Source organism: Amycolatopsis eburnea (assembly GCF_003937945.1).
Classification (GTDB): domain Bacteria; phylum Actinomycetota; class Actinomycetes; order Mycobacteriales; family Pseudonocardiaceae; genus Amycolatopsis; species Amycolatopsis eburnea.
In genome coordinates, this window is record NZ_RSEC01000036.1 from 996,791 (window position 1) to 1,021,160 (window position 24,370).

The 24,370-nt window shown below is 71.2% G+C and carries 19 protein-coding genes; 9 read left to right on the top strand and 10 right to left on the bottom strand.

Features of this window, described 5'->3' with window-relative positions; genetic code table 11:
- The first annotated feature begins 11 nt into the window (after positions 1–11).
- Genes EIY87_RS17445 through EIY87_RS17455 form a run of 3 tightly spaced genes read left to right on the top strand, consistent with a single transcriptional unit; the run spans position 12 to position 3,780 of the window.
- Entirely contained in the window at positions 12–1,799 is a 1,788-nt protein-coding gene (locus EIY87_RS17445) for a sensor histidine kinase (RefSeq protein WP_125309197.1), read from the top strand.
- Positions 1,796–2,449, top strand: coding sequence for a response regulator (locus tag EIY87_RS17450; protein WP_125309199.1), 654 nt, complete (start codon positions 1,796–1,798; stop codon positions 2,447–2,449). The genes EIY87_RS17445 and EIY87_RS17450 overlap by 4 nt, the downstream gene beginning before the upstream one ends.
- Positions 2,450–2,472: 23 nt before the next feature.
- Positions 2,473–3,780: an amidohydrolase family protein gene (locus tag EIY87_RS17455; RefSeq protein WP_125309201.1), complete on the top strand. Its 1,308-nt coding sequence runs from the start codon at positions 2,473–2,475 to the stop codon at positions 3,778–3,780.
- Here EIY87_RS17455 and EIY87_RS17460 read toward each other — a convergent pair.
- The 5 genes from EIY87_RS17460 to EIY87_RS17480 form a co-directional block, all read right to left on the bottom strand.
- Positions 3,777–4,454, bottom strand: a complete 678-nt coding sequence (locus EIY87_RS17460) for an SDR family oxidoreductase (protein ID WP_125309203.1) — start codon at positions 4,452–4,454, stop codon at positions 3,777–3,779. The two genes, EIY87_RS17455 and EIY87_RS17460, sit on opposite strands and share 4 nt — an antisense overlap.
- A gap of 13 nt (positions 4,455–4,467) precedes the next feature.
- Positions 4,468–6,063 (bottom strand): DUF7850 domain-containing protein, encoded by a 1,596-nt coding sequence (locus tag EIY87_RS17465; protein WP_125309205.1) that lies wholly within the window; start codon positions 6,061–6,063, stop codon positions 4,468–4,470.
- Between the two features lie 86 nt (positions 6,064–6,149).
- Positions 6,150–8,216: a PhoX family protein gene (locus EIY87_RS17470; protein WP_125309207.1), complete on the bottom strand. Its 2,067-nt coding sequence runs from the start codon at positions 8,214–8,216 to the stop codon at positions 6,150–6,152.
- Positions 8,217–8,357: 141 nt separating this feature from the next.
- Entirely contained in the window at positions 8,358–9,575 is a 1,218-nt protein-coding gene (locus EIY87_RS17475) for an MFS transporter (protein ID WP_125309209.1), read from the bottom strand.
- Entirely contained in the window at positions 9,565–10,023 is a 459-nt protein-coding gene (locus EIY87_RS17480) for a MarR family winged helix-turn-helix transcriptional regulator (RefSeq protein ID WP_125309211.1), read from the bottom strand. Before EIY87_RS17480 ends, EIY87_RS17475 begins: the two co-directional genes overlap by 11 nt.
- Before the next feature lie 67 nt (positions 10,024–10,090).
- On the opposite strand from EIY87_RS17480, the gene EIY87_RS17485 reads away from it, so the two are divergent.
- Positions 10,091–10,729, top strand: a complete 639-nt coding sequence (locus EIY87_RS17485; protein ID WP_125309213.1) for an HAD family hydrolase — start codon at positions 10,091–10,093, stop codon at positions 10,727–10,729.
- On the opposite strand, the gene EIY87_RS17490 is transcribed toward EIY87_RS17485, so the two are convergent.
- The 4 genes from EIY87_RS17490 to EIY87_RS17505 all read right to left on the bottom strand — a co-directional run bounded on the left by EIY87_RS17490 (position 10,695) and on the right by EIY87_RS17505 (position 13,769).
- On the bottom strand, positions 10,695–11,414 hold the full coding sequence (locus EIY87_RS17490) for a hypothetical protein (protein ID WP_125309215.1): 720 nt from the start codon (positions 11,412–11,414) through the stop codon (positions 10,695–10,697). The genes EIY87_RS17485 and EIY87_RS17490 overlap by 35 nt on opposite strands.
- Entirely contained in the window at positions 11,411–11,929 is a 519-nt protein-coding gene (locus EIY87_RS17495) for an RNA polymerase sigma factor (protein ID WP_125309217.1), read from the bottom strand. The genes EIY87_RS17490 and EIY87_RS17495 overlap by 4 nt, the downstream gene beginning before the upstream one ends.
- A gap of 133 nt (positions 11,930–12,062) precedes the next feature.
- Positions 12,063–13,151 (bottom strand): inositol-3-phosphate synthase, encoded by a 1,089-nt coding sequence (locus tag EIY87_RS17500; RefSeq protein WP_125309219.1) that lies wholly within the window; start codon positions 13,149–13,151, stop codon positions 12,063–12,065.
- Between the two features lie 72 nt (positions 13,152–13,223).
- Positions 13,224–13,769, bottom strand: a complete 546-nt coding sequence (locus EIY87_RS17505; protein ID WP_086856499.1) for a PadR family transcriptional regulator — start codon at positions 13,767–13,769, stop codon at positions 13,224–13,226.
- Between the two features lie 246 nt (positions 13,770–14,015).
- Here EIY87_RS17505 and EIY87_RS17510 point away from each other — a divergent pair, with 246 nt between their 5' ends.
- The 4 genes from EIY87_RS17510 (at position 14,016) to EIY87_RS17530 (ending at position 22,177) form a co-directional block, all read left to right on the top strand.
- Positions 14,016–14,411 carry a DUF5318 domain-containing protein gene (locus EIY87_RS17510; RefSeq protein ID WP_125309221.1) on the top strand — a complete coding sequence of 132 codons (396 nt, stop codon included), beginning with the start codon at positions 14,016–14,018 and terminating at the stop codon, positions 14,409–14,411.
- 67 nt (positions 14,412–14,478) lie between these two features.
- Positions 14,479–17,208: a transglycosylase domain-containing protein gene (locus EIY87_RS17515; RefSeq protein ID WP_125309223.1), complete on the top strand. Its 2,730-nt coding sequence runs from the start codon at positions 14,479–14,481 to the stop codon at positions 17,206–17,208.
- A 310-nt stretch (positions 17,209–17,518) separates the two neighbouring features.
- Positions 17,519–19,771 carry a transglycosylase domain-containing protein gene (locus tag EIY87_RS17525; protein WP_125309906.1) on the top strand — a complete coding sequence of 751 codons (2,253 nt, stop codon included), beginning with the start codon at positions 17,519–17,521 and terminating at the stop codon, positions 19,769–19,771.
- A gap of 78 nt (positions 19,772–19,849) precedes the next feature.
- Complete coding sequence (locus tag EIY87_RS17530; RefSeq protein WP_225439911.1) at positions 19,850–22,177, top strand: transglycosylase domain-containing protein; 2,328 nt, start codon at positions 19,850–19,852, stop codon at positions 22,175–22,177.
- A 34-nt stretch (positions 22,178–22,211) separates the two neighbouring features.
- Here EIY87_RS17530 and EIY87_RS17535 read toward each other — a convergent pair whose 3' ends face one another.
- Positions 22,212–23,255, bottom strand: coding sequence for a Gfo/Idh/MocA family oxidoreductase (locus tag EIY87_RS17535; RefSeq protein WP_125309225.1), 1,044 nt, complete (start codon positions 23,253–23,255; stop codon positions 22,212–22,214).
- Between the two features lie 55 nt (positions 23,256–23,310).
- On the opposite strand from EIY87_RS17535, the gene EIY87_RS17540 reads away from it, so the two are divergent.
- Complete coding sequence (locus EIY87_RS17540) at positions 23,311–24,369, top strand: ROK family transcriptional regulator (RefSeq protein ID WP_125309910.1); 1,059 nt, start codon at positions 23,311–23,313, stop codon at positions 24,367–24,369.
- The last annotated feature ends 1 nt before the right edge of the window (position 24,370 follow it).

A 24,370-nucleotide genomic window follows, 5' to 3' on the forward strand; every position in this document is an offset into this window, starting at 1 on the left:
AACGTCACGTTGTGACCGCCGCGCCCCCGCCGAAAACGCTGTACACCCGCGCCGCCGCTCTCGTGCGGCGCGTCGGCGTGCCCACGGCCGTCCTCTTCGCCGCGCTGATCTTCGACGTCGTCTACACGACGCAGGCCGCCCTCGACGACAACGGCCCGCGGTTCGTCGACTTCGGGCTGCTGCCCGGCATCTTCGCGATGACGGCGTGCGCGGTGTGGGCCCAGAAGCGCGCGGCCGTCGCCGGCGTGGCCGGGGGCGGGGTGCTGGTGTTCTCCACCCTCTTCATCCACGCGTTCCACATCCCGCCGTACTCCAGCGTGCTGCCGAAGGTGACCATCACCGAGGTCGTGGCCGGGGTGCTGATGGTCTACTACCTGGCCCGCCGGGCCCGGGCGGGCGTGGCGTTCTGCGTGATCGGCTTCCTGGTCGTCAGCGGCCTCGTCGCCGTCTTCGGCCGGTACGCCGGGGTCGGCGAGATCGACAGCGGCACGGGTTCGCAGGCGCTGCTGTTCGGCCTGCTGCTGCTCGCCGGGCCGCTCGTGCCCGCGATCGCGGCGCGGGACCGCCGTCCGCAAGCCGGGCCGCGGACCCGGCGGCTGCGCCGGGTGAACGAGCTGGCGATGGGGCAGTGGCCGCTGATGGGCCTGCTCGGCTTCGCGCTGCTGTTCGAGTTCGGCTACACGTATTCGAGCAACGCCCGCGGCTTCCCGATCCTGTTCTGCTCGATCGTCGCGGCGGCCATCGCGGTGCTCTCGCCGCGCCGGCCGGCGGACGCGCTCCTCGGCATCGCCGGGATGCTGCTGCTGTCGGCGGTCATCACGCCGTTCCTGCACCTGCGCTACGACTACCCGATGCCGGGCGGCGTGCCGTTCGTGCAGGTCATCGCCGCGATGGGCGTGGTGGTGAACGTGACCCGCGCCCGCGGCCTCAACGCGTCGTGGCCGCGGGTGTCGATCCTCTCGGGGGTGGTCGCGCTCGCCGCGATCCTCAACTCGAACACGCCCCGCGGCCTGCAGACCGACCCGCAGACGTTGTCCATCCTGGCCTTCGCCGCGGCGCTGCTGCTCGGCATCTCGATCGCCACCGGCCTGATGCTGCGCTCGCGGGACTCCGAGCGCACCACGGTCGTCAAGTCGGCGGTGGCCGACGCGCAGACGGCCGAGCGGATGGCGCTGGCGCGGGAGCTGCACGACGTCGTCGCCCACCACGTCACCGGCATCGTCGTGCAGGCCCAGGCCGCGCGGATGATGGCCGAGCAGAAGCCGGAGGTCGCCGTCGAGGCGATGGCCCGGATCGAGAACGCCGGCGTCGAAGCGCTCGCGGCGATGCGGCGGCTGGTCCGCTCGATGCGCGGGGACGCACCGGCCGGGTCGAGCGAGTTCAGCGAGCAGGCCACCACGGATCTGGGCGCCGACCTGCGGAAGCTGGTCGGCAGCGGCAACCACGGCGTGCCGACGTCGCTGCACCTCGACCTGCCGCCGGACCTGCCGCACGAGGTCGGCCGCTCGGCGCTGCGGCTGGTGCAGGAGTCGCTGACGAACGTCGGCAAGCACGCGTCCGGCGCGACCGAGGCGTTCGTCGTGGCCGAGGTGCAGGGTCCCGAACTGCACCTGCGGGTGACGGACGACGGACGCGAGCCGGCACACCGGCCGGCCGGTGGGTCGGGCGGCTACGGTCTGGTCGGGATGCGCGAACGCGTCGCATTGCTCAAGGGACGGCTGTCGGCCGGGCGCGACCCGGACGGGGGCTGGCGGGTCGAAGCGTGGCTGCCGCTGGCCGCCGGGGAAGGGGACGAGTGATCCGGGTACTGATCGCCGACGACCAGGAAATGGTGCGGATGGGCTTCCGCATGATCCTGGACGCCCAGGACGACATCGAGGTCGTCGCCGACGTCCCGGACGGCGTCTCGGCGGTGTCGAAGGCCCGCGAGCTGCGCCCGGACGTCTGCCTGCTCGACATCCGCATGCCCGGCCTCGACGGGCTGGAGGTCACCCGCCAGCTGGCCGGGCCGGACGTGAGCGATCCGCTGAAGGTCGTCGTGGTCACCACGTTCGACCTCGACGAGTACGTCCACACGGCGCTGCGCAACGGCGCGCACGGCTTCCTGCTGAAGGACGCGGGCCCGGCGCTGCTGATCGAGGCGGTCCGCGCGGCCGACCGCGGCGACGCGCTGGTCTCGCCGCAGATCACCATCCGGCTGCTCAAGCACTTCGACGGCGGCGGCGCGGCGAAGGCGCAGGTCGCCCCGCCGTCGGAACCGCTGACCGCGCGGGAGCTGGACGTCGTGCAGGCGGCCGCGCGGGGGCTGACGAACACCGAGATCGGGTCGGAGCTGTTCCTCTCGCTGTCCACGGTGAAGACGCACCTGGCGTCGGTGCAGGGCAAGATCGGCGCGCGCAACCGCGTGGAGATCGCGGCGTGGGCGTGGCGGAGTGGAGTCGTCTCGTAATCCAGGGTGCGTAGTATCCAGAGATGCAACGCCGTTTCCTCGCCCCCGTCGTTCTCCCGGCCGACCCGTCCTGTTCGCTTCTTCGTGACGCGGCCGTCGATGTCGACGCCGATGGGCGCATTTCCTACTGCGGACCGGCGGCCACCGCCCCCGAGTCCGCCGCGCCGGTCACCACCCTGACCGGCATCCTGCTGCCCGGCCTGGTCAACACGCACGCGCACAGCCCGATGACGCTGCTGCGCGGCATGGGCGGCGACCTGCCGCTGCTGCCGTGGCTCAACGAGATCATCTGGCCGGCCGAGGCGAAGCTGCGTCCCGAAGACGTGCGCACCGGCATGCTGCTCGGCTCGGTCGAGATGCTGCGCCACGGCGTCACGACCAGCGCCGAGATGTACTTCGAAGGCGAGCAGCTGGTCGACGCGGTGCTCACCACCGGTGGCCGGGTGCTGGTGGCGCCGCCGGTGATGGAGCTGCCCGGCTTGGACTGGCGGGCGCAGCTGGCCGGCATCGAGCGCTGGATCGACGCCGACGGCCTGCGCTTCGGCCACGGCGACCGCGTCGAGCTGGGTTACGGCCCGCACTCGGCGTACATGCTGTCGGCGGAAGCCCTGCGGGCGACGGCGGAGTCGGCCCAGTCGCGCGGGGCGCTGATCCAGATCCACGTCGCCGAGGCGGCTCTCGAAGACACCGCGGTCCGGGAATCGCACGGTTCGGTGCCCGCGCTGCTTCGTGAGCTGGGAATGCTCGACGGCCGGGTGCTGGCGGCGCACGCGATCCACCTGTCGGACGCCGACATCGCGTTGTTCGCCGCGCACGGCGTCGGCATGGCGCACTGCCCGGGCTCGAACGCGAAGCTGGCTTCGGGCATCGCGCGGATCAAGGACCTGCGTGAGGCGGGCGTCGCGGTCGGTCTCGGCACCGACGGCCCGGCGTCCAACGACGACATCGACCTGTGGGAAGAACTGCAGCTCGCGGCCATGTTCGCCCGGCTCGCGACGGGCGACTCGACGGTGCTGACCGCGGCCGACGTCTTCCTGCTGGCGACCCGCGGCGGCGCGGCGGCGCTCGGCCGGTCCGACATCGGGGCCATCGAGGCGGGCCGCTGGGCCGACCTGGTGCACATCGACCTGGACGACCCGGCCTTCGCGTGCGGCCTGGACGTGCCGGACGTGCAGCTGCTGTCGAACCTCGTGTGGGCGGCCGGGTCGCGGCGGGTCCGGGACGTGTGGGTCGCGGGCGAGCAGGTCGTCGCCGAGGGCGAGTCGGTGAAGGTGGACCGCGCGAAGGTCCAGGCCGGGGTGGCCGAGACCGCCGCGCGCCTGCGCGCCTAGTTCGGCCGCAGGATCAGCTCGGTCAGGTGTGCGTCCGGGGTGGCCGACACCGCCGTCACCACCGCGGTCGCCACCGAGTCCGCGCGCAGGAGGTGCGTGGTGTCGTAGTCGCGGCCCTCGCCCTTGAAGATCTCCTGCTGCATCGGCGTGTCCGTGCGGCCGGGGTAGACCGACGTCACGCGGATGTCCGGCTCCTCCTCGCGCAGGGCGTCGGCGAAGGCGCGGACGGCGAACTTGCTCGCGGCGTACGGCGACCAGCCCGGACGCGCGTTGCGGCCGGCGCCGGAGTTGATCACGACCACGTGGCCGCGGGCCGTGCGCAACGCCGGGAGCAGGAGGCGGGTCAGCTCGACCACCGCCAGGGTGTTGACCTCGAAGTTCTCCCGCCACGCCGCGGCGGACGCCTCCTCGACGCGGCCGAGCCGGGCGACGCCGGCGGAGTGGACCAGGACGTCGAGCGACTCGACGTCCGCGACCGCGCGTTCGAGGGAGGCCGGATCGGTGAGGTCGACCGGCCACGGCTTCGCGCCCGGGAGCTCCTTCGCCAGCGCGGACAGCGCTTCGGCGTCGCGGCCACCGAGCAGCAGGCGGTGGGTCGGCGCGAGCTGGTGCGCGACCGCCGCGCCGATCCCGCGGGAAGCGCCGGTCACGAGAGCCAAGGGCAAGTCCGTCATGCCCCCACCGTAACTAGGCGAAGCCGACGTCGACTGTGCGGTCGTCACGCGCGCCGGGGCCGAGCGTCCGCGGGTCCGCGCAGCCGGACGCCGGGTCCGCGTCGGAGTCCTTCGCGTCGTCGCCGGCGTCCTTCTTCGTCGGGTGGTGGCCCTCCGCCGTGAAGCAGACCTGGTAGCTGCCGTCTTCGAGGCCGGTGAAGGCGTACGCGCCGTCCGGGCCGGTGACGACGCTGACGCCGTTGCTCAGCACGGCCTTGACGCCGGCCAGGCCGGGCTCGCCCGGGTCCTGGAGGCCGTTGCCGTTGGTGTCGGCCCAGGCGAAGTCGCCGATCCGGTTCGTCGGCGGGGCGAGCCCGAGGTCCACCGTGAAGTCCTCGCGCGCCGGGCCGCCGAGCGTGCGCGGGGCGGTGCAGCCGTCCGGGTCGGCGTCGGAGTCGCGGTCGTCGGCGGCCGCGTCCTTGCGCGTCACCGTGAAGTCCGCCGGGACGGTGAAGCAGACCTGGTAGGTGCCGTCCTTCAGCTTCTCGAACCCGTACTTCCCGCCGGCGTCGGTGGTCGCGGTGCCGACCGTGCCGCCCGCGCCGTCCTTCAGCGTCACCTTCACGCCCGCGACGCCGGGTTCGTCCGGGTCCTGGATCCCGTCGCGGTTGCGGTCCTTCCACGCGAAGTCGCCGATCTTCGCGATCGCGGGCGGCGGCAGGACGGTGATCGTGGCCGACGCCGTCTTGTCGCCTAGAGTGCCGCCCGCGAACTTCACGCCGGTGACCTTCGCCGTGTTGACGTGCCCGTTGTCGGCCACCGTGAGGTCCGGGTGGTCGCAAATCAGCTGCTTGTTCGCGCCCGCGGCCAGCGCGAACGGCTCGAACGGCGCCGGGCACCACGGGTCCTGCACCGAGATCCCGGTCAGCTCCTCGGTGCCGTCGTTCGTCACGGTGATCCGGTAGTGCGCGGTGTCGCCGGCGGTGACCGTCGCGAACGAGCCCCACGCACCGGTCGCCGGGTTCTGCACTTCCTTCTTCACCGAGTACGCGGCCAGGTTCAGGTCGACGCAGTCCCAGCGCAGCCGTTCGAGGCTGGTCGTGGTGAAGAACTTCACCGCGCCGGCCTTCGCCGGGGCCGTCACCGCCGGGAACTGCTGCCGGGCCAGGTGGCCGTCGCTCGCGTTGTGGTCGACGGCGAGCTTGCTCTCCTGCACCTGCGCGCCGGACGCGTCGAAGAACCGCAGGCCGGTCGCCGCGCCGTTGCCCGGGGCGTGCGAAGCGGTCCAGACGCTCAGCGTGTAGACGCCGCCGGGGACGAACTTCTCGGCCTGGACGGCGGTGCTGGCCTTGCCGTCCGGCGTCTGGACGACCGCCGAACGCTGCCCGTCGACCGCGTACGCCTGGTCGGTCAGCAGCTTCGGCGCCTTCGCGGCCGGCGTCCCGGGCGGCACGGGCGCGGCCGGGGTGAACACGTACCCGTCGGGAGCGCCGTTGCGCGCCGTCTCCTCGACGCTCGGGTTCGCCGCGACCCCGCCGCAGGACGGCGGCGGCTCCGCGGCGGCCGTGGGTACGACCGTCCCCGAGAGCGCCACCACCGCCACTGCCACCACGCGCGCCGAACGGACCATGCTTCGACTATGGCGCGTGGCAGGGGCCCGCACCGGGCGAGAACCGTCCACTTAAGAGTGAACCTCGCCGGTGCGGGCCGGGTGTGTCAGCGCTCGCCGATGCGGCCGGGCAGCCCGAAGCGGCCCTTCTTCCACACCGAGACGATCGACGGCCGCGGCTGCGCGGTGCCGCCGTCGGGCCAGTGCGACGTCGGGTTCGCCGAGCTGGTCGCGTTCTCGCCCGGGTGCTGGACCGCGACGAGCACCAGGTTGTCCGTCACGACCGGGCCGCACGTCTCGGCGCCGACCGGCACCGAGAGGAACTGCTTGACGTGCCCGCGCTCCGGGCCGGTGACCGGCACCGAGAAGAGGCCGTCGTTCGCGCCCAGCGCGTTGCCGTCGGTGGCGATCCACAGGTTGCCGTGGCGGTCGAAGGCCACGTTGTCCGGGCAGGAGATCGGGCTGACCTGGTCCTTCGGGAAGCCGCCGAAGTAGGTGTCCGCCGCCTTCGGGTCACCGCAGACCAGCAGCAGCCGCCAGGCGAACCGGGTGGACGCCGCGTCGCCGCGGTCCTCCTCCCACTCCAGGATGTGCCCGTTCTTGTTGCCCACCCGCGGGTTCGGCTCGTCGGCGCCGGCCTTGCCGGTCGCGCCGCGGTCGGAGTTGTTGGTCAGCGCCGCGTAGATCCGGCCGTTGACCGGGTTCGGCTCGATGTCCTCGGGCCGGTCCATCTTCGTCGCGGCCACCTTGTCCGCGGCCTGCCGGGTGAAGACGTAGACCTCCTCGGCGGTGAAGCCGTCCACAAAGGACTGGTCGCCGCTGGCCAGCGGGATCCACTCGCCGCGGCCGTCGAACTCGCCGTCGGACGGCAGCTTGCCGGTGCCGTCGATCTCCGCGGCCGGGCTGTCGCCGGTGAACCGGCCGACGTACAGCGTGCCCTCGTCGAGCAGCGCGGAGTTGTGCCGCCGCGCGTGCGCGCTCTTGCCCGGCTTGTACTTGCCCTTCGAGACGAACTTGTAGATGTACTCGAAGCGGCTGTCGTCCCCGGAGTAGACGGCGACGCGGCCGTCGGCGGTGATCTTGATGTTCGCGGCTTCGTGCTTGAACCGGCCGAGCGCGGTGTGCTTGACCGGCGTCGAGTTCGGGTCGTTGGGGTCGATTTCGATCACCCAGCCGAAGCGGTTCGGCTCGTTCGGCTCCTGCGAGACGTCCCAGCGCTTGTCGAACCGCTCCCACTTGCGGGTGCTCGTGCCGCTGCCGACGGAGTAGCGCTTGAGCCGCGCCGCCTCGACCGGGTCGGTGACCTTGTCGGAGTTCGCGAAGTACTGGTCGAAGTTCTCTTCGCCGGAGAGCACCGTGCCCCACGGCGTCACGCCGCCGGAGCAGTTGTTCTGCGTGCCGCGGACCTTGCGCCCGCTCGGGTCGGCCGACGTCTTGAGGAACTTCGAGCCGGCGGCCGGGCCGCGCACCTCGAAGATCGTGTCGAGCGTGATCCGGCGGCCGTACCGGCTGGGGACCACCTCGAGGCCGCCGCGGACCGGGTCGCGGCGGGTCAGCAGCACCGAAAGGCCGTGCGCGGCCCAGGCGATCTTGACCTGCTCCTCGGTCGGGTTCGCCGGGTCGTACTGGTCGGCCGGGAACATGTGGACCTCGGTCGTGTACTCGTGGTTGACCACGAGCAGGTTCGTCAGGCCCAGTGCGTCCTGCGGGATCAGGCCGACGAAGTCGTTGTTGTAGCCGAACTGCTTCGCCTGCGCGGCCGCGGTCTGCTTGGTGAAGTCGAACTTCGGCGCGCCCGCGACGACCGGGTCGCCCCACCGGACGACGACGCGCTGCGCGTAGGCGTCGGGGATGCTGACCGCGTCGAGCTTGTTCGGCGGGACGGGGTCGAAGTCGGTGCCCGGCACCGGACGCGACGGCGGCTGGGGCTTCTGGAGCGGTGCGGCCGCGGCGGTACCGGACAGCGCGGCGAACCCGCCCGCGGCGGCGGCCATCACGGCTCCGGCCTTGAAGACCCGGCGGCGGGAGATGTCCTTGACGACGTCACCGAAGTACTCGTTCCCGGAGTCGTTCGCCTCGGGGTGGGCGCACGCGTTGCCGCAGCGGTACTCGCAGGTGATCGGGGAACGGCCGCCCGGGTGAGCGGCGAACAACGGGAGCAGGCGGTCGGGCACAGCGCCTCCATGGTGGGGATTCGGGAACGGACCGAACCTAAGCGCCCAAAACCAGTCTTTCCGGACTTCTGAGTGAACAACGGGTGTACAGCGGACAGCCCCGGGACGCGGATCCCGGGGCTGTCACGGTGGGTGCGGAACTCAGAACTCTTCGCCGACGAGCACCGCTTCCCGCGGCACGGTGTGCGGGTCGGCCTTCTTCTCCCGCAGCGAGAGCAGCGCACCGGCGACGACGCACAGGATGGCCGAGACGACGAACGGCGCCTGCGGCGAGCCGAACCACTCGGCGACGTGCCCGACGAGCGTCGCGGCCACGGCGCCACCGAGCCACCGGCAGAAGTTGTAGCCCGCGCTGGCGACCGGGCGCGGCGCGTCGCTGATCGACATCGCGGTGCCGGTGAACAGCGTGTTCAGCAGGCCGGACACCAGCCCGGAGACGATGATCCCGGCGACCAGCACCGGCTTGCTCGGCACCGCGAGCACCAGCATCAGCACGGCGTAGCCGAAGACGGCGGCCGCGGCCGCGTGCCGCTCGCCGAGCTTGGCGGCCAGCCGCGGCGCGAGGGCGACGCCGGCGACCGCGACGCACAGGCCCCAGCCGCAGAAGATCAGCCCGACGGCGATGGCGCTCCAACCGAGGACGAACGGCGACCAGGCCAGCACCGCGAAGAACGCGGCGGTGTAGAGCGCCGAGGCGACGGAGGTGCGCAGCAGACCGGTGTGCTTGAGCGCGCGGAGCGGGTCGAGCAGCTTGATCGGCTCGCGCTTCTCGTGCTTGTCGCTCTTGAGGAACACCGCGCACAGCACGAGCGCGCCCGCCATCAGGATCGCGGTGCCGAGGAACGGGCCGCGCCACGAGATGCTGCCGAGCAGCGCGCCCAGCAGCGGGCCGACCGACAGGCCGACGCCGAGCGCGGCTTCGTAGAGCAGGATCGCGCCGGACTGGCCGCCGGTCGCGGCGCCGACGATCACCGAAAGCGCCGTCGCGATGAAGAACGCGTTGCCGAGGCCCCAGACCGCGCGCAGCCCGACGAGCTGCTCGATCGACCCGGCGGCCGCGCACAGGGCGGTGGCCGCGACGATCAGCGTCAGCCCGACCAGCACCGTGCGCTTGGCGCCGAACTTGGCGCTCGCCGTGCCGGTGACCAGCATCGCGATGACCTGGACGCCGAGGTAGGACGAGAAGAGCAGGGTGACCTGGGACGGCGTCGCGTCCAGGCCCTTGGCGATGGACAGCAGGATCGGGTCGACCAGCCCGATCCCCATGAAGGCGATGACCGCGGCGAACGCGGTGATCCACACCTGCTTGGGCTGGCCCTTGACGGCGTCCAGCAGGCTCGAGTGGTGTTCAGCGCTCATCGCTGATCAGTTCCTCCTTCTTGGTGTCGACAAGCAACTTCGCGAGGGCCGGGAGGGCGGCTTCGATCGCGGCGCGGTCGGTGTCGTCCATGGCGATGAGCCGCTCGCGGAGGAACTCCTCCCGGGCGGCCACCGTCTCGGCGTAGAAGCGGCGGCCCTCGTCGGTGACGTCCACGAGCACGGCCCGGCCGTCGGCGGGGTCCGGCATGCGGGTGGCGAGGCCGAGCCGTTCGAGGCGGCCGACGACGTCGGTCATCGACGGCAGCTTGACCTGCTCGAACTCGGCGAGCGCGCTCATCCGCCGCGGGCCGCCGTTGACCAGCTCGCTCAGCACCGACCCCTGGGTGAGGGTCAGCGACAGCTGCGGGGTCTGGCGGCGCACCTGGTGGTACAGCCGGAAGACCAGCGGCCGCAGCCGGTGGGCGAGGTCGGCGATCGGGGAAGTCACTTAGCCAGGCTAACAAAAATTAGTAAGGGTGGCTAAGTAACTCCTCTCACAAGCTACGCTCGGAGGTATGGACGCGGTGATCTTCGACCTCGACGGCGTACTGGTGGACTCCGAGCGGATCTGGGACGAGGTGCGCCGCGCGGTCGTCGCCGAGCACGGCGGCACCTGGCGCGAGGAGGCGACGCGCGCCCAGCAGGGGATGAGCACCCCGGAATGGGCCCGCTACCTGGTGGAGGAGCTCGGCGCGCGGACGACGCCGGCCGAGATCGCGACGATCGTCGTCAAGCGGATGGCCGCCCGGTACGCCGCGGAGCCGCCGCTGATCCCCGGCGCGGTGGACGTCGTGCGGCAGGTGTCGGCCCGGTGGCCGGTGGCGATCGCCAGCTCGTCGCCGGTGCTGCTGATCAAGGGCTTCCTCGACGTGACCGGCCTGCCGGTCGGCGCGGCGGTGTCGTCCGAGCAGGTCGGCGCCGGCAAACCGGCACCGGACGTCTACCTGCGGGCGGCCGAGCTGCTCGGCGTCGCGCCGGAGGACTGCGCCGCCGTGGAGGACACGACGAACGGCCTGCGGTCCGCGCTGGCGGCGAAGATGGCGGTGTACGCGGTGCCGAACCCGCACTTCCCGCCGGATCCCGAGGTGCTCGCGGAGGCGACGGCGGTGGTGCCGGAGATCACCGGCTTGCCGGGTGCGCTTGGACTGAGTTGACCTCGTACCGCACGGGCGGCGAGCCGGGCGGCACGTCGGCGAGGAACACCGGGCCGCGCTGGAGCGTGCCCACCATCTTGGCCAGGCTCAGGTTGCCCGCCTCGTCGTAGAGACGCAGCACCTGTGTCGTCCGGTCGGCGAGGAAGACCGCCTTGCCCGCCGGCAGCGGGCCCCCGTTCTTGCCGATGTACCCGGCGCTCACGGGGGAATCCGACACGGGGACGCAGGACGGCGACTCGATGCCGAAGTTCGACTCCGGCCCGCCGTGGGTCGCGCCCTTGGGCAGCGCTTCGAGGCAGAACATGCGCTGCCCGGCGGCGTCGGTGGCGTCGGAGGCGTACGAGGTCCAGGCGTCCGTTTGCCCCGCGAAGTCGACCAGCGCCTTCGGCTCACCGACGAAGTTCACGCCCGGCGGCGAGATCACCGGCTTCGGGAGCACCAGGTCCTGGCCCGGCCGCGACGCCGGGGCCGGCGGCGGCTGGACCGTGTTCACCTGGGTGGCGATCGCCACACTGGTCAGCACCACGAGCACCGCGGCGAGCGGGGCGACCCACACCGCGGCCCGGCGGCGGCGGGGCCGGTGCTGCCGCCGCAGCTGCTCGGCCCACGCCGCGTCGAGGTTGGGCGTGACCTTCTCCGCCTCCGCACGCAGTGCGTCGGCCAGCTTGCGTTCGAGGTCGGTCATCGCTCACCTCCCAGGTCGTCCCCCCAGTGCTTGCGCAGGTTCTCCATCGCGTGGTGGGTGGTCGCCTTGACGGTGCCGGGCGAGATGCCGAGCGTCTCCGCGATGGCCGCCGTGCTCAGGTCCAGCCAATACCTCAGCACGAGGACCTCGCGCTGTCGCCTCGACAGCTTCCCGACCACCTCGCGCAGCTGCTGGTGCTCCCAGTTGGCCACCGCCCTGACCTCGGCCGACAGCTCGTCCGGCGGCCGGTCCTGCGGGGCGCGCCGGACCACGCGCAGGTGCCGCGTCCGCGAACGCGACAGGTTCACCACGGTCGTGCGCAGGTAGCCGGCCACCCGGGCGTGGTCGGTCAGGGTGTCCCAGCGCTGGTGGAGCTTGACGAAGGCCTCCTGGGCGACGTTCTCCGCGTCGTCCGCGCCGAGCAGGTGCGCCAGCCGGGTCATCTGCCCGAAGTACTCGCGGAACAGGTCGTGGAAGGTCGGCGCGCCCAGATCCCCCGGCGCGCTTTCGCCCACGCTCGCACTCACACCCCGCCAACGCGCACCCCGCCCCACCGGTTTAGTGCACCACACGAAAAGCCGTGAAGGCCTCCTTACCGGCGCTTATGACCGGCAAGGAGGCCTTCACGGCTTTTGCGAGCGGAGTGAGTCAGCGCTCGACCTCGCCGCGGATGAACTTCTCCACGGCGTCGCGCGCGGTCGCGTCGTCGTACTGCTCCGGCGGCGACTTCATGAAGTAGGAGGAGGCCGACAGGATCGGGCCGCCGATGCCGCGGTCCTTGGCGATCTTCGCCGCGCGCACCGCGTCGATGATGATGCCCGCCGAGTTCGGCGAGTCCCACACCTCGAGCTTGTACTCCAGGTTCAGCGGCACGTCGCCGAAGGCGCGGCCCTCGAGCCGGACGTAGGCCCACTTGCGGTCGTCGAGCCACTGCACGTAGTCGGACGGGCCGATGTGGACGTTGCCCTTGCCGAGGTCGCGGTCGACCTGCGAGGTGACCGACTGCGTCTTCGAGATCTTCTTCGACTCGAGCCGCTCGAGCTCCTTCATGTTCAGGAAGTCCATGTTCCCGCCCACGTTGAGCTGCATCGTCCGGTCGAGCTGGACGCCGCGGTCCTCGAACAGCTTCGCCAGCACGCGGTGCGTGATGGTGGCGCCGACCTGGGACTTGATGTCGTCGCCGACGATCGGGACGCCGGCGTCTTCGAACTTCTTCGCCCACTCGGGGTCGGAGGCGATGAACACGGGCAGCGCGTTGACGAACGCCACACCGGCGTCGATCGCGGCCTGGGCGTAGAACTTGTCCGCCACCTCGGAGCCCACCGGCAGGTACGACACGAGCACGTCGACCTCGGCCTCGCGCAGCGCCGCGACGACGTCGACCGGGGCCTCGTCGGACTCCTCGATCGTCTCGCGGTAGAAGCGGCCGAGCCCGTCGTGGGTGTGGCCGCGCTGGACGGTGACGCCGAGCGGCGGCACGTCGGCGATCTTGATCGTGTTGTTCTCCGAGGCGAAGATCGCCTCGGACAGGTCGCGGCTGACCTTCTTGGCGTCCACGTCGAACGCGGCGGCGAACTCGATGTCGCGGACGTGGTAGCCGCCGAAGTCGACGTGCATCAGACCGGGGACGCGGGTGGCCGGGTCCGCGTCGCGGTAGTACTGGACACCCTGGACCAGCGACGCCGCGCAGTTGCCGACGCCCACGATGGCCACCCGTACGCGGCGGTTCTCGCCCATGGGGGTTTCTCCTTCAATCCGTGTCTGTTCAGTAGGTCTGGTGCCGCGACGCTGCGGCCCGCGCCGAACGGCTCAGGTCTCCGGACCCTGCCGTTCGGCTTGTTCGTGCGCGATCAGCTCGTTGAGCCAGCGCACCTCCCGCTCGCTGGTCTCCAGCCCGAGCCGGTGCAGCTCGCGGGTGTAGCGATCGATCTTCTCCTCGGCCCGCGACAGCGCCGCCCGCAAACCCTCGCGGCGCTCCTCGACCCGGCGGCGGCGGCCCTCGAGGATCCGCATCCGCACGTCGGCCGGGGTACGCGAGAAGAAGGCCAGGTGAACACCGAAGCCTTCGTCGTCCCAGGTCTGCGGCCCGGCGTCGCCGAGCAGCTCACCGAAGCGCTCCTTGCCCTCCGCGGTGAGCTTGTAGACCCGCCGTCCGCGCCGCGACCACGCCCGGTCGTCGGCCTCGTCCAGCTCCTCGACCAGGTACCCGGCCCGCAGCAGCTTCCGCAGGGTCGGGTACAGCGAGCCGTACGAGAACGTCCGGAGCGTGCCGAGCGTCTCGTGCAGCCGCTTGCGCAGCACGTACCCGTGCATGGGCGCTTCGTGCAGGAGACCCAGGATCGCGAACTCCAGCACACCGCACCCCCTTCCGGGAACAAACCGTGACGACGCGCGTTGCTCCGAACGGGTCGCCTCGATCCAACCTACTCAGCCACTATATCGCGCCGATACATCGAAGTGGCGAAGCTAACGAGCGCCCTCACTCTGGAGTGGGCGAAATTCACCGGAGAGTTATCGAACGTCCGGCGTGTCCGCCCCGGTCCGGCAGGCGCTCGCGCTAGGGGGCGTGGACGACACAGCAAGAGCCCGTACTCTGTCCTGGTGATTAACCAGCGGCAGGTCGTGGACTACGCGCTGCAGCGCCGTGCGCTGCTGGCCGAAGTCCGCTCCGGGCGCGTCGGCAGCTACGAAGCCTGCGACGCGAGCCCGTACCTGCTGCGGGCGGCGAAGTTCCACGGCCGGGCCGGTGACCAGCCCTGCCCGATCTGCCGCCAGGAACCGCTGACCCTGGTGTCCTGGGTCTACGGTGACGAACTCAAGCACGTCGCGGGTTCGGCGAGGACGCCCGAAGAGCTGGCCCGGATGGCCGGCATGTTCGCCGAGTTCACCGTGTACGACGTCGAAGTGTGCCGCGCGTGCCACTGGAACCACCTGGTCCGGTCGTACGTCCTCGGCACAGGGGAGCCGGCCGGCCCACGAAGGACCGCAGGCCGGTGAGCTGGAACACAACCGCTGAAGAGCGCAGAACGGCGCACCACCGGGCGCCGGTCTGGGAGGCCCATTCGTGAACGACGACCGCAACCGCTCCTGGCCCGGCCAGGAGCCAGATGCACCTCGCCGTGCCCAGTCAGGCCCGTGGCCGGGGGAAGACCCCGGACCGGCGTGGCCCGGCGAAGAAGCCCCCCGCCGACCTCAGCGCAACACCCCGCCCCGCGGCAACCCGCGCGGCGGCGGTGGCGCGCCCGAGTGGCCGTCCGGCGACGAAGGCGGCCCGCAGTGGCCGGGTGAGGAGCCGCCCCGGCGGCCGCAGCGGCCCCGCGGCCAGCAGGGCATGCCGCCCCGGCGGGCCGTCCCGCCGCCCGGCCAGCGTCCCCAGCAGGCCCCGCCCGCTTCGCCCCCGGAGGGCTTCCGCCAGCCGCGCGGCGGCCGGCCGGTGCCGCCCCCCGGCCGTGAACCGGACCTCATCACCCACCACGCCCACAACGGCACCGACGACTTCCTCCGCGACCCGTACGACGACGGCTACGACGACGCCGCCTTCAACGAGTTCGCCGACGACGTCGAGCCCCAGGCGGAGCTCGACGAAAACGGCAAGCGGGTCCTGACGCCGGCGCAGCGGAAGAAGCGCCGCTGGAAGATCGTCCGCCGGGTGGCCTACGCCTGCGTCGGCCTGTTCTTCGTGGTCCCCGCGATCGCGTTCGTCATCACGTACTTCCTGGTCGACGTGCCGACGCCGGAGAGCATCAAGTCGCTGCAGAACCAGCCGATCACCTACTACGACGCCGGTGGCCAGGTGATGGGCCGCGAGCTCCCGCCGGGCGGCGACCGCCAGCTGCTCAAGCCGGGCGAGGTCCCCGAGGTCGTCAAGCACGCCGTGTACTCGGCCGAGGACGCGACGTTCGAGACCAACTCGGGCTTCGACGTCACCGGCATCCTGCGCGCGGTCTGGAACCAGGTTTCCGGTGGCCAGGGCGGTGGTTCGACCATCTCCCAGCAGTACATCAAGCAGGCCACGCAGAACGACGCCCCGACACTGACCCGCAAGTGGACCGAGCTGGCGAAGTCGTTCAAGATGAACAACCAGCAGTCCAAGGAAGAGATCATCACTTCCTACCTGAACATCGTCTACTTCGGCCGCGGCGCGAACGGCATCCAGGCGGCCGCGAAGGCGTACTTCAACAAGGACGCCAAGGACCTCAACGCGTCCGAAGCCGCGCTGCTGGCCGGCCTGATCCAGGGTCCGGGCCGCTCGGAAAACCAGCCGTACGCCCAGAAACGCTGGACGTACGTGATGGACCAGATGGTCGCGAACAAGTGGCTGCGCGCGGACGAGCGCGCCGCCGCCCAGTTCCCGACACCGATCGCGAAGAACGCGAACAAGGAGGAAAACTCCGGGAAGATGACCTACCAGCTCCAGCAGCGGGTCAAGGACGAGCTGGCGGCGAAGGGGTACGACGAGAACAAGCTGTTCTCCACCGGAGCGAAGATCTACACCACGATCGACCCGGCGGCGCAGGCCGCGGCGGAGCAGGCCGCCCAGGAGGGCATGAAGGGCCAGACCGACGAAAACCTGCTCAACGCCCTGGTCGCGGTCAACCCGAAGACGGGCGGCGTGATCGCCTACTACGGCGGTCCGGAGCTGGTGAAGGACGCGAACGGCAAGGACCAGATCGGCCAGGACCGGGCGAACCAGGCGCGGAACCCGGGTTCGTCGGTGAAGGCGTTCGACCTCACGGCGTTCCTCAAGATGGGCAAGGGCCTCGGCGAGACCTTCGACGGCTCCAACAACCGGGTGCTCGGCGGCCGCACGGTCCGGAACGCGGGTGACAGCGCCAGCTGCGGCAAGGACTGCACCGTCGCCAAGGCGATGGAGATCTCGGCGAACACCGTGTTCTACGACATGGTCCTGAACGTGACGAAGCCGTCGCGGGTCGCGGAAGCGGCCAAGGAAGCCGGGGTCAAGGTGGCGCCGGACGGCAAGAGCGTCCTCTACACCGACGACAACAACATCTCGCTCGGCGGTGGTGGCACGGCCGTGACGCCGGAGGACATGGCGGCCGCGTACGCGTCGTTCGCCAGCGGCGGCACCTACCACGAACAGCACTTCGTCGCGAAGCTGACGAACAAGCAGGACGAAGTCGAGTTCGACGAGAACAACATCAAGACCAACCCGGCGTTCGACGACGACGCGGCCAAGAGCCAGCAGATCGCCGGCAACGTCACCGAGGCGCTGATCCCGGTCATCGACCACTCGAAGCTGAAGTGCCCGACCGGCCACGAGTGCGCCGGCAAGACCGGTACGCAGCAGTACACCGCCAAGGACGACGACCCCGCGTCGTACAAGGACCGCAACGCGCAGACCTGGATGGTCGGCTACACGCCGTCGGTGTCGGCCGCGGTCTGGGTCGGCGGCGACGGCAACAAGCCGCTGCACGACCCGAAGAACAAGCCGATCTTCGGTGCCACGATCGCCGGTCCGACGTGGCAGAACTTCATGAACCTCTACCTCAAGGGCAAGCCGGCGGAGAAGTTCGACAAGGTCGCGCCGATCGGCAAGGACGTCAACGACGTGACCACGACGCCGACGAAGACGTCGGAGGCACCGAGCACGACCACGACACCGCCGAGCACCACCGAAACCCCGCCCAGCACCGAGTCGTCGGAGTCCGAAACGACCACGCCCCGGACCCGGCCGACCCGGCCCGGACCGGGCGAAACCCCGACGTTCCCGCTGGGCAACACCTCGGGTGGTGGTGGCGGGGTCGCTGCGCCACCGGGCGCCGGCCCGGGCTAGCCCGCAGGGCCCTCCGCGATCGCGCGGAGGGCCCTGAGTCGTTTTCGGGGTGATCATCCGGCAACCCGCCGGGGTCACAAGCGTCCTTTCCTAGAGGGCGTGGCGATCGTCGCTGCCCGCGAACCTGGAGGACTGCCCCGTGCCCGACGATCGATCCCGCTCCTGGCCGCCGGGCCAGGGTCCTGATCCGCGCCGTCGTGGGCCGTCCGCACCGCAGGGCCCGTACGGCCAGGGACCGCGGCGCCCGGTGCCCCCGCCGCCCGGCCGCCCGCAGCAGCCGCCACGCGGGTACCGGCCCGAGCCGCCGCCGATGAGCGGCGGGCCCGAGCTGATGACGCACCACGCGTACGACGAGCCGTCCGGCTACGACGACGTCGAGCCCGAAGGCGACGGCAAGCCGGTCCTCACCCCGGCGCAGAAGAAGAAGCGCCGCTGGAAGATCATCCGGCGGGTCGCGTACGGGTTCTTCGGGTTGTTCTTCGTGGTGCCCGCGATCGCGTTCGTCATCACGTACTTCCTGGTCGACGTGCCCTCGCCGACCGAGGTCGCGCAGAACCAGAGCCAGGCGGTGACCTACCTCTACGCCGACGGCTCGCCGATGGGCAAGGACGTCCCGCGCGGCGGCAACCGGGTGCTGCTGACCCCCGACCAGATCCCGGACGTCATGAAGCACGCGGCGATCGCGACCGAAGACGACTCGTTCGAGACCAACTCCGGCTTCGACGTCGGCGGCCTGCTGCGCGCGGTCTACAACCAGGCCACCGGCGGCACCGGCGGTGGTTCGACGATTTCGCAGCAGTACATCAAGAAGGCCACCGACAACGACGCCCCGACGTTGACGCGCAAGTGGACCGAGCTGGCCAAGTCCTTCAAGATGAACCAGACGTACGAGAAGAAGGACATCATCACCGCGTACCTGAACATCATCTACTTCGGGCGCGGGGCGTACGGCGTGGGCGCGGCGTCGCAGGCCTTCTTCCACAAGGAAGCCAAGGACCTGACCTTCTCGGAAGCCGCGTTGCTCGCGGGCCTGATCCAGCAGCCGGGCCGCTCGGAGAACCCCAAGGTCGCGAACGACCGCTGGAACACCGCGCTCGACCGGATGGTGAAGAACAACTACATCAGCGCGGCCGACCGCGCGGCGGCGCAGTTCCCGACGCCGATCCCGCTGGAGGACAGCAAGCAGCAGGCCGGCGCGCCGCCCGCGTTCGTCGTGCAGCAGGTGAAGGAAGAGCTGGCCGCGCACGACATCCCGGAAGACCGGTACTACGCCGGCGGTTTCGTGGTCCAGACGACGATCGACCCGAAGGCGCAGCAGGCCGCCGAGCAGGCCGCGACCGACGCGCTGAAGAACCAGGTCGACGACAACCTGCTCAACGCGCTCGTCGCCGTCGACCCGAAGACCGGCGGCGTGCTCGCCTACTACGGCGGCAAGCCGATCGTGCAGGTCAACGGCCAGGACCAGGCCGGGCGCGACTGGGCGGACACCCCGCAGAACCCGGGTTCGTCGATGAAGCCGTTCGACCTCACGGCGCTGCTCAAGATGGGCAAGGGCCTCGACACCACCTACGACGGCTCCAACAACCGCGTCTTCGACGGCCGCGTCGTCCGCAACGCCGGCCCGGGCAGCACCTGCTCCCAGCAGTGCACGGTGGCGGAAGCGATGATGCGGTCGGCGAACACCGTGTTCTACGACATGGTCCTGCACGACACCAAGCAGGGCCCGGTCAAGGAAGCCGCGAAGGAAGCCGGCGTCAAGGTCAAGGAGGACGGCGGCCAGTCGATCATCTCCACCAAGGACAACAACATCTCCCTCGGCGGCGGCGAAACCCAGATCACCCCGCTGGACATGGCCGCGGCGTACGCGACCTTCGCGGCCAACGGCCAGCAGCGCGACCGCCACTTCGTGCAGAAGGTGACCAACGCGCAGAACGAAGTCGCGTGGGAAGCCCCGACCGACGCCAAGGCCGTGTTCGACAGCGACGCGGACAAGAGCCGGCAGATCGCCGGCAACGTCACCGAAGCGCTGAAGCCGGTCATCGGGTTCTCGAAGCTGAAGTGCCCCAACGGCCACGAGTGCGCCGGCAAGACCGGGACGCAGCAGCACACGAAGACCGCGGGCGAGCCGGCGTGGGCGGCGAACGCGAACTCGCAGACGTGGATGGTCGGGTACACGCCGTCGGTCTCGGTGGCGGCCTGGGTCGGCGGCGACGGCAACAAGCCGCTGCACGGCAAGAACAACTCGCCGATCTACGGCTCCACGATCGCCGGCCCGATGTGGCAGAAGTTCCTGTCGCTGTACCTGACGGGCAAGCCGGGCGAGCGCTTCGACAAGGTCGAGCGCATCGGCGGCGAGGTCGCGCCCCCGCCGTCGTCCGAGGTGGCGACGACGACGGACGCGACCCCGACCGACGAGAACACCGACGGCGACCAGGGCGACAACGGCAACGGCCACGGGCACGACGGCGACCCGTCGTCGTCGAAGGAGAGCACGCCGAAGCACCCGAAGCCGTCGACGACCCCGAAGGAGACGCCGACCGGCACGCCGGACCCGGAGGAGTAGCCGGCTGAACCACGGTGGGCGGCGGTACGTGTGCCTCCCGAGAGGACTGCGTCCGCAGCCCACCGTGGAGGACGGCCCGTGAACCACGACCGGCAGCCCGAACCCCGACGTCGTCGCGCCCGGCGGCCCGTGCCGCGTGCCGGGCTGCTGGGCAGCGAGCCCGAGCTGATCACCCACCACGCGCACAACGGGACCGAGCCGGACGACCCGCCCACCGTGCCGATCATCCGGCCGCGCCCGGGTCGGCCGCCGCGCCGGCCGCGCCCGCTCACCGCGCAGGACCTGCGGCGACGGCGGTGGAAGCGGGTCCGGCGGATCGCCTACGTGGCGGCCGGGCTGTTCTTCTTCGTCCCCGGGATCGCGTTCGCGATCACCTACTTCGCCGTCGACGTCCCTTCGCCGGAGACGATCGCGCAGGCGCAGGGCCAGGCCGTCACCTACCTGTTCAGCGACGGCACCGAAATGGGCAAGGACGTCCCCACCGGCGGCAACCGGCAGATCCTCGCGCCGAACCAGATCCCGGACGTCGTCAAGAAGGCCGTGATCGCCACCGAGGACGCGTCGTTCGAGACGAACTCCGGCTTCGACGTCGGCGGCATCCTGCGCGCGGCCTACAACCAGGTCACCGGTGGTTCCGGCGGCGGCTCGACGATTTCGCAGCAGTACATCAAGAACGCGTCCGGCGACGACGACCCGACGTTGACGCGCAAGTGGGTCGAGCTCGCGAAGTCGTTCAAGATGAACCAGACCTACGAGAAGGCGGACATCATAACCGCCTACCTCAACATCATCTACTTCGGCCGCGGCGCGTACGGGATCCAGGCCGCCGCGCAGGCGTACTTCGGCAAGGACGCCGGCCAGCTCGACTACTCGCAGGCCGCGCTGCTCGCCGGGCTGATCCAGCAGCCGGGCCGCTCGGAGAACACGGCCGTCGCGACGAGCCGGTGGACCACGGCGCTGGACCGGATGCTCAAGAACGGCTACCTGACGCCGGCCCAGCGCGCCGCCGCGAAGTTCCCGACGCCGATCCCGCTGCGCGAGAGCAAGCAGGCCGGCGCGCTCAACCCGTTCCTCAAGAAGCAGGTCAAGGCCGAGCTGGCGGCGCAGGGGATCGACGAGAAGCAGTACTACTCGGGCGGTTTCCAGGTCTTCACCACGATCGACCCGCAGGCGCAGCAGTCCGCCGAGCAGGCCGTGGCCGAAGGGATGGCGGACCAGACCGACGACCGGATCCTGAACGCGCTGGTGGCCGTCGACCCGAAGACCGGCGGCGTGCTCGCGTACTACGGCGGCGACGCGATCGTGAAGGGCCCGAACGGCGAAGACCTCGCCGGGCGCGACTGGGCCGACGAGGCGCACAACCCCGGGTCGTCGATGAAGCCGTTCGACCTGGCGGCGTTCCTCAAGCTCGGCCGCGGCCTCGACGCGCGGTTCGACGGCACGTCCCCGCGCACGTTCCCCGGCGTCGACCTGCCGATCCGCAACGCCGGCGACAGCAGCAGCTGCTCGACGGAGTGCACCGTCTCCGAGGCGATGCAGCGGTCCACGAACACGGTGTTCTACGACATGGTCCTCAACGTCACGAAGCCGTCCGGCGTGGCGGAAGCCGCGCGCGAAGCGGGTATCCGGACGAAGGACAACGGCGGCCGCAGCGAGCTGTTCACCGGCGACAACAACATCTCCATCGGCGGAGGCGGCACGCAGGTCACGCCGGCCGACATGGCCTCGGCGTACGCGACCTTCGCCGCGGGCGGCGTCCAGCGCGACCGGCACTTCGTGCAGAAGGTGACGAACGCGAACGGCGAAACCGCGTACGAGGCGAAGCTCCGTTCGGTCGACGCGTTCGCCGACAACGACACGCAGAAGAGCGCGCAGATCGCCGGGAACGTCACGGCCGCGCTCGCGCCGGTGATCCCGTTCTCCCGGCTGAGCTGCCCGAACGGCCACGAGTGCGCGGGCAAGACGGGGACCCAGCAGCACACGCCGCAGAACGACGAACCCGCGTCGGCGGCGAACGCGAACTCCCAGACGTGGATGGTCGGCTACACGCCTTCGGTGTCGGCCGCGGTCTGGGTGGGCAGCGACGGCGACAAGGCCCTGCGCGGCCCGGGTGGCGCCCCGCTGTTCGGCTCGACGCTCGCCGGGCCGATCTGGGACCGGTTCATGCAGCTCTACCTGACCGGTCGGCCGGGGGAGCGCTTCGACCGCGTCGCGGCGATCAGCTCGCCGCAGGACCGGGTGCAGGTCCAGCAGCCACCGCCGCAGCAACAGCAGCGGGACCAGCGGGATTCGGTCCGGTTCGGCGACGGCAACCGGCAGCAGGACGACCAGCTCGACCGGATCCGTGAATTCCAGCAGCGGCTGCAGGAGCTGCAGGACCAGCAGCGCGGCCGGAGGAGGCCGTGACCTCGGAGCTGGGGGTCACCGAGGTCACGGCCGGTCAGAGGGCGATCGTCACGCCTTCGACGCCGGAGCGGCGCGCGGCTTCGATCACGCGCAGGGCCGCGACCGACGACTCGGGGTCGACCGGGAACTCGCCTTCACCGCGCAGCGCGTCGCGCACCTGCGCGTAGAACTGCTCGTAGCGGCCGGTTTCGGTGGGGACGGTCTTGACGTCGTTGCCGACGCCGATCTTGCCCGCGTCCGAGGCCGGCTCGACGCCCCACGCGTCGTCGCCCGGGCGCATGCCCGCCTTGATCTGCGGTTCCTGCACGTCGAGGCCGTACTTGGTGAAGGTCGCCTGGTCGCCGAGCACCCGGAACCGCGGGTTCTGCGTGCCGGCGAGCGCGGACGCCCACAGGTGCGAACGGACGCCGTTGGCGTGCTTCAACGCGACGAAGACGTCGTCGTCGACCTGGACACCGGCGCGGCGGCGGTCGGTCTCCGCGTAGACCTGCGCGACCGGGCCGAACAGCTGCAGCGCCTGGTCGACGATGTGCGCGCCGAGGTCGTAGAGCAGGCCGCCGGCCTCGGCCGGGTCGCCGAACTCGCGCCAGTTGTCCTTGGGCTTGGGCACCCAGCGGTCGTAGCGGGACTCGAAGCGGAAGACCTCGCCGAGCTTCCCGGACTCGAGGACCTTCCGGACGGTCAGGAAGTCGGAGTCGAGCCGCCGGTTCTGGAACACGGTCAGGCCGACGCCCGCCGCCTTCGCCGCGGCCACGACCCGCTCGGCCTCGGCCGCGGTCGGCGCGAACGGCTTGTCGACGACCACCGGCAGGCCGGCATCGATCGCCCGCAGCGCGAGCGGCACGTGCGTGCGGTTCGGCGTGCTGACCACGACGAGGTCCAGCTCGTCGGCGTGCTCGAAGAACGCATCGGCGTCCGGCACGACCTCCGCGCCGGGGTGGTCGGTGCGCGCCTGGGCGGCGTTGGACGAGGTCGTGATCACCGCGGGGGTGAGCCCGGGTGTCGCCGCCACCAGCGGGGCGTGGAAGACGCGGCCGCCGATGCCGTACCCGAGAACACCCACGCGCAAGTCACTCATGCCGCCATTAAACAACACTGTTGCGTAATTGGCCAGACGTGCGAAGATCCTGACCATGGCGGACACCGGCGTCAACCTGCGCAGCGTGCGGGAGCACAACCGCGCCCTGCTGCTCACGCACATCCTGCGCGCCGGCGGCCTCAGCCGCGTCGAACTCGCCGAACGCACCGGGCTGACCCAGCAGGCCGTCTCCAAGATCGTGCCCGAACTCCTCGACGCCGGCTTGCTGGACGAACAGCGCCAGCCGTCCGCCGGCGTCGGCAAGCCGCGGACGTTGCTGACCATCCGCCCCGGCGCCAGGCACGCGCTCGGCGCGCGCCTCGACCGCGACGAGTTCCGCGTGCTGCGCACCAACCTCATCGGCGAGGTCGAGGAGACCGCGGGTGGGCCGCTTCCGCCCGGGTTCACGCCCGAGCAGGCGGTCGAGGCCATCGGGGCGGCCGCGCTCGAGCTCGCCGACGGCTTCGACGTGCTCGGCCTCGGCCTGGGCGCGGTCGGCCCGCTCGACCACCTCGCCGGCCTGGTCCGCGACGCGACGAACATGCCCGGCTGGCACGACGTCCCCCTGCGCGACCTGCTGGAGAAGCGCACCGGGCTGCCGGTGACGCTCGACAAGAACACCAACGCCGCCGCGTTCGCCCGGCTGTGGCCGCACGGCGAGCCGACGGCGACCGCGGTGGTGCTCGTCGGCACCGGCATCGGCGTCGGCCTGCTGATCGACGGGCGGCTCTACCGCGGCCCGCGGACCAACGCGGGTGAGTTCGGGCACACCACGATCGCCTACGACGGGCCCCGCTGCGCCTGCGGGCGGCGCGGCTGCGTCGAGATCATGGCCAAGGGCGCGCCGGACACCCGGGCCGCTGCCGGCTTCCTCGGCATCGGGCTCGCCGACCTGGTCCAGGTGCTCGACCTGGAGCGGATCGTGCTGGCCGGGCGGGCCGTGCGGGACGAACCGGACGTGCACCGCGACGCCGTTTCGGCCCGGCTCGAGGAACTGCTGCCGCTGCCGCACTGGCAGCGGATCGAGGTCGTCGAAGACACCTCCGGCGAGGAGCTCGTCACCCGCGGCGCCGCCGCCGAGGTCCTGGCCTCGTACTACGCGAATCCGGCATGAT

Excerpts from the sequence above, each read along its gene's own strand:
- EIY87_RS17455 (WP_125309201.1), top strand. The coding sequence starts at position 2,473 with ATGCAACGCCGTTTCCTCGCCCCCGTCGTTCTCCCGGCCGACCCGTCC.
- EIY87_RS17460 (WP_125309203.1), bottom strand. The coding sequence starts at position 4,454 with ATGACGGACTTGCCCTTGGCTCTCGTGACCGGCGCTTCCCGCGGGATC.
- EIY87_RS17465 (WP_125309205.1), bottom strand. The coding sequence starts at position 6,063 with ATGGTCCGTTCGGCGCGCGTGGTGGCAGTGGCGGTGGTGGCGCTCTCG.
- EIY87_RS17475 (WP_125309209.1), bottom strand. The coding sequence starts at position 9,575 with ATGAGCGCTGAACACCACTCGAGCCTGCTGGACGCCGTCAAGGGCCAG.
- EIY87_RS17485 (WP_125309213.1), top strand. The coding sequence starts at position 10,091 with ATGGACGCGGTGATCTTCGACCTCGACGGCGTACTGGTGGACTCCGAG.
- EIY87_RS17490 (WP_125309215.1), bottom strand. The coding sequence starts at position 11,414 with ATGACCGACCTCGAACGCAAGCTGGCCGACGCACTGCGTGCGGAGGCG.
- EIY87_RS17500 (WP_125309219.1), bottom strand. The coding sequence starts at position 13,151 with ATGGGCGAGAACCGCCGCGTACGGGTGGCCATCGTGGGCGTCGGCAAC.
- EIY87_RS17525 (WP_125309906.1), top strand. The coding sequence starts at position 17,519 with ATGAGCGGCGGGCCCGAGCTGATGACGCACCACGCGTACGACGAGCCG.
- EIY87_RS17535 (WP_125309225.1), bottom strand. The coding sequence starts at position 23,255 with ATGAGTGACTTGCGCGTGGGTGTTCTCGGGTACGGCATCGGCGGCCGC.
- EIY87_RS17540 (WP_125309910.1), top strand. The coding sequence starts at position 23,311 with ATGGCGGACACCGGCGTCAACCTGCGCAGCGTGCGGGAGCACAACCGC.